The organism is Sphingobium indicum BiD32 (assembly GCF_000382885.1).
GTDB lineage: Bacteria > Pseudomonadota > Alphaproteobacteria > Sphingomonadales > Sphingomonadaceae > Sphingobium > Sphingobium japonicum_C.
Genome location: NZ_CAVK010000149.1, coordinates 1 through 5,262 on the forward strand (window position 1 = coordinate 1; position 5,262 = coordinate 5,262).

General features: G+C 63.6%; 2 protein-coding genes and 2 pseudogenes. All 4 read right to left on the reverse strand.

Features of this window, described 5'->3' with window-relative positions:
* A pseudogene (locus EBBID32_RS24985) lies at window positions 1-271 on the reverse strand (RES domain-containing protein); the annotation flags it as partial.
* Entirely contained in the window at window positions 268-681 is a 414-nt protein-coding gene (locus tag EBBID32_RS14920) for an MbcA/ParS/Xre antitoxin family protein (protein ID WP_006959840.1), read from the reverse strand. The gene EBBID32_RS14920 and the pseudogene EBBID32_RS24985, both read right to left, overlap by 4 nt.
* Window positions 682-732: 51 nt before the next feature.
* On the reverse strand, window positions 733-4,977 hold the full coding sequence (locus EBBID32_RS14925; RefSeq protein WP_006959842.1) for a strawberry notch-like NTP hydrolase domain-containing protein: 4,245 nt from the start codon (window positions 4,975-4,977) through the stop codon (window positions 733-735).
* A 74-nt stretch (window positions 4,978-5,051) separates the two neighbouring features.
* Window positions 5,052-5,262, reverse strand: a pseudogene (locus EBBID32_RS14930) (toprim domain-containing protein); the annotation flags it as partial.

Here is a 5,262-nt window from a genome sequence, read left to right on the forward strand (position 1 = left end):
ATAAGAGACAGGTGCTGACATGGGTGAACGGCGCCATGAGGTAAGAGGCCCCGTTGCCGCCGACGCGGCGGTCGACTGGAACGAGGTCGAGATTGCCAATCGTCGCCATGATGCGCGGATTGGTCTTCTGCTCTGCCGAGATCAGCAGCGGCCAGTCGGCTGGATCAGCGATGTCTTCGAAAAGGTCGATTAGCGGAAAGGCACTCCGGATGATCCTGACAGCGCCCTTCCACTCAACTCGAGAAACGGGGATAGCCGTCGTTCCGCTCACCAGCCACCACGCTCGGCGTCGAGGTAGCGACGCACCCGCATGATGTCGGTGAGTTCGCCCCCGAGCATCACGTCGAGCGCACTGGATCCGCCGAAGGCATCGTTGGCCGGCCTGATCCAGGCATAGCCGCGGGTTGCCTCCGAGAAGATGATCCGAAGCGCCTTATGAATGCCCATCAGGTTGGACAGCCGAGCGCGGCCATCGCGCGAAACGCGCCCGGGGCCTTCGGCTTTCCAGCGGCGATAGGATCGCACCGGCATGTCGAGCAGCGTTGCAGCCTGCTCGTCGGTCAGCTCCCATTTGCCGAACAGATTGAGGACTGCCCGAAACATGGCAGCTGCCTCGTCCTGGGTAATCGGATCGGGACGGAAAGCAGTAACGGCAGTATCAACGGGTTGCAGAGCCAGCATGGCAAATCTCCATATGGCATCATGTACGCCAATCAATGCCATATGGCAATGCTAGGCGGATGATGCCAGTCTGGCAATCACGCCCGCTGCGCCCTCGAGCGGGACGAACAGCCGCGTCTGGTAGCGGATGATTTCCGTAAAGCAGCCTTGGGCCTTGTACCAGTCAAGGCGGGCTACGCTCCATCCCTTGAGTTCAATTCGCTGTGAGCCGTTGACCAGGCTGCGTTTGACCACGAGCTTCTCGCGGCCCGCGAATTCCATGGCGCGGCCCGTCGCCAGGACGGTCTGGACAATGTCGTCGGCGGAAAGCGTCTGTTCCCGTTCGAGACCCAGCGCCCGGCACAGTTCGGGCACGCAATGGACGGGAACCTCACGGCCTAGCAGCGAACGACCATCCGCCGCTGAGATGCGGCTCACCCTCACGAAATCCGAAGGGAGCTTGTCCCAGACCGGCAGCAGGAGGCCCGTCGCGAGATAGAGGCGCTCGCGCTTGTGGCTGGTACGCGCTTCCTCAACCTCGGCTGCCCAGGCTTCGCGGAAAGCGTCGACGGAAATTGCCTGCCAGCTGCTCTCAGCGAGCTGATCCTCGGTGATGTGAGTGCGCTTCAACGGGCGCAGCAGTTCGAAGCGGGAAACGCGGGTGCCGTCATCAGCAAGAATGCTACGGGCGGGCACGAGCAAGGCAACCCGGCCTGAGCGGGCATTTCGAACAGGCCGTTGCCGCTGCCCAGCGAGGCCGTGAAGCTCCTCGAGCCGCTTCAGCGTGAGCGGCTTCGGGGCTCTGGCGATTTCCAGTTCCAGCAGATGGGTGGTCGCACCCGAGGCCGGATCGGTGCGCAGCAACGTGTCGGACAGGACCACGAAGTCTTCGACCGCGATGGTTTCTAGGCCGAGGTCCAGTGTGCCGGCCTGTCGGGCGGCATCGATACGCGCCTCGACCAGCCCCATGAACTCATCGAAGATCGCGTTCTGCAAGGCGATGGGAAGTGCGAGGATGCGGTTGAGCCAGCGCTGGATCGGCGGCAGGTCATCGACCATCGACCCGTCAGGAGCTTCGATCCTGAGGCCTGTCAGCTCCTGGAAGCGCCCGAGGCTTACCGCTTCGAGCTTGCCGGTGAATAGCAGGCCGAACCAGCGGTGGAGCGCTTCCTTGGCGTAGATGCTTTCGAGATTGTCGGCGGGATCGAAGAGGTTCTGGCCTCCGGTCTGGCGCTGCCCGCGCGTCAGAGCTCCAAGGCTGTCGAGTCGCCGCGCGATCGTCGAAATGAACCGGCGCTCACCGCGTACATCGGTCGTAAGCGGCCTGAACAGAGGGGCCGACGCCTGATTGGTGCGATTGGTACGGCCAAGCCCCTGAATTGCAGCATCGGCCCGCCATCCTGGCTCGAGTAGAAAGTGGACGCGGCGGGCCTGGTTCTTCGCAGCGAGATCGGCATGGTAGCTGCGCCCGGTCCCTCCGGCGTCGGAAAAGACAAGGATGCGCTTGGCCCCGTCCATGAATGCCTGGGTTTCAGCCACATTGGCGCGCGGCGATCGGGATTGCAGCTTCTGACGACCATCGCGGCCGACGATGAGCCGGCGTGTCCGGCCGGTCACTTCCGCCACCTGATCCACGCCGAAGCGTTCGATAATGGCATCAAGCGCAGTCGCGATCGGCGGCAAGGCGCAGAGCTGCTCGATCATCCGGTCGCGCGCGGCGAGTGCTGATCGACAGAGCACCGGCGCGCCGTGCTCGTCGCTCATCGGCTCGGAGCGAGGATTGCCGTTTTCATCGGTGAAGACGGCCATCAGCCGGACAGGGAAGCTCTTGGCGAGGTAGTCGATCACATATTCCCGCGGGGACAGATCGATCTCCAGCGCTTCGCGTTCCTCGTCCGAAAGGTCGGCAAGCCGGCGGTCGAGCATGGCTTCTGCCGTCGAGACCAACTGGACGACTACCGCGTGTCCGTCAGCAATCGCCGCTTCGATTGCTGGAAGCAGGCTCGGGAGCTTCATCGACAGAAGCAGCTGCGCGAAGAATCGCTGCTTTGTTCCCTCGAAGATCGACAGCGCTGCAGACTTGGCACCGGAGTTGAGCGTCCCTCCGCTGTCTGCGTCGACAATACGGGTGGCTTCAAGCGCTTCACGCAGGTTGGCATGGATAATCGCCCAGGCCTCGGCATAGGCATCGTAGACCGCGATCTGATCCTCGGTCAGGCAATGCTCGAGGATCTCGTACTCAACACCCGCAAAGGAGAGTGCGCGCGCGGTGTATAGGCCGAGTGACTTGAGGTCCCGGGCGACCAGCTCCATCGCTGCGATCCCGCCGTCACGAATGTCGGCGACGAACGCCTCGCGATTGGCGAAGGCGGTCTCCGGACCCCACAGACCAAGGCGCGTGGCATAGGCCAGGTTGTTGACGTCTGACGCACCTGTTGCCGAGGCGTAGAGCACGCGTGCCCGCGGCAGGAGGTTCTGTAGGCGCACGCCAGCGATACCCTGCTCCGATCCCTTGACCTTGCCGCGCGATCCTTCCCCGCCAGCGGCATTGGCCATGGCATGCGCCTCGTCGAACACGATCACGCCGTCGAAATCCTCACCAGCCCAAGCCAGGATCTGGTCGAGGCGGGTTGCATCGTTTCGGCCCGACCGCAGGGTCGGGTAGGTCACGAAGAGAATGCCCTCACGCATGGCGATGGGCCTGCCGAGCTTCCAGGATGCAAGCGGCTGGATGTCGATTGGAAGACCGCCAAGCGCAGCCCAGTCGCGCCGGGCATCTTCCAGCAGCGCTTCATTCTTCGAAATCCAGATATGGCGGCGTTCCCCGCGCACCCAGCGATCGAGAATGACGCTCGCAACCTGACGGCCCTTGCCGGCGCCTGTGCCGTCCCCGAGGAAATATCCTTGTCGATAGAGCTGGCCCTCCGCCGAAGCCTTGAGCGAGCAGCCTTTGTCCTCCGGCTCGAACCGCCCGGGAAGATCGCGCGCATGGGCGCTTGAGGCGTAGATGAGCGTCTCTGCCTGGGCAGCAGACAGCAGGCCCTTGGCGACCAACCCGTCGGGCAGCTGCGGCACAGCTTCGGGCAACGGCGCCGCGATCGAGCCCATGGCGACGGACTCAACGAGCGGTGTCGGATGCTCGGCCGCACCGTCGATCACGATCCGGCTGGGACGATAGGGCAGATAGTGCCCGACCTGGGGCGCAAGCGGTGCAGGTACGTCGAGTGACTGGTAGGTCAATGCGCAGATGGCCGTCGGCGCTGCAGGGGTAATCCTTGCCGGTATCGGCAGCGACCTGCGTGACGAGACGACCAGTCGGAACGGCGTACGCGCCGGAAGACTCGATTGCTCAGGAGCAGTTTGCATGCCCCCCTTGGCGGGCAAGGCATCGACAAGATCGACAAGGCGCCCAAAGTCGTTTGTGCGCTCAACGACGGGTTCGGCAGAGCCCTCAACCTTGTCCAGGACCAGTAGTCGAGTGGTGATCCCGGTGCCGTGCTTCACAAAAGCACGTTCGACCGCGGCATTGAGCCTCAGCGAGGCTGGCCCCTTCAGCCCCGCCAGAAACCTCGCGCAATCGAACCATTCGGGCATGATCGCGACAAGCCGACCGCCCGACGCCAGACGGTTCCAGGCCGACCACAGGTGGCGCGAGCCGGTGCGACTATCGTGCCCTCGCTCGATGCCGTGGGAATAGGGCGGATTCATCAGCACGACGCTCGGGATGATGGCGGGATCGAGCAATTCGTCGATCAGTTCGGCGTCATGGCCGGTCACGCGGGCAGCCGGGAACAAGACATTCAGGCAGTCGCGGCGCAGCGGCGAGATTTCGTTGAGGGCAAGGCGCGAGCCAGCCTTGGCGGCCCAAACCGCGAGCATTCCTGTTCCGGCCGAGGGTTCCAGGACGAGCTCGTCTGCTACCAGGGCGCAAGCCCGGGCGGCAAGCCAGGCAAGGCGCGGCGGCGTCGCGAACTGCTGCCATTCGATCTGCTCGTCGCTGCGATTGGTCTGGGTTGGAAGCTCGGATTCCAGCGCCGTAAACATCCGGTCGGCGTCGGCCGCCGAAGCGGTAAGGTCGATCTGTGCGTTGGCCTGCAGGTATTCGGTCTGAGCCAATTCCAACGCGATATGCGCATCGCGCACCGACCAGCGCCCCTCTGCATCTGTGCCCCCGAAATGATCGGTCAGAAGCGTATGCAGTTGCCGACGCGTAATTGGTTCACCGGATGCCATGCTTGCGGCGATGGTGCGCGCGGCCAGAAGGGCCAGCGGTTCAGAGGGTGGGGCAAGCAAGAGAACGGGAGCAGAGCTTGGCATTTGGAACCTCCTGACGAAGCCCAGTCCACTTGCCGGGCTTCATCAGGCCAAAGGCCTTCTCCCCTCTTTCTTCGTCAGGACTTGGGCCGCAGCCATGCTTGCAAGGCGTCGTTCCAATCTTTCCCGGGACCGCGCGGACGACGCGTGACGATCGTCCAGCTCTCACAGGCGTAGGCGCTGCGCGCGCGTTCCTCGGCAAGGTCGCCGCCTGCATCATGGTCGACGAACAGGTGCAATTCGCGCACGCTTTCCGGGATCGACACGAGTGTGCAACGACAAATTCGA

Coding starts and splice junctions, on each gene's coding strand:
- EBBID32_RS14925 (WP_006959842.1), bottom strand. CDS start 4,977: ATGCCAAGCTCTGCTCCCGTTCTCTTGCTTGCCCCACCCTCTGAACCG.
- EBBID32_RS14920 (WP_006959840.1), bottom strand. CDS start 681: ATGCTGGCTCTGCAACCCGTTGATACTGCCGTTACTGCTTTCCGTCCC.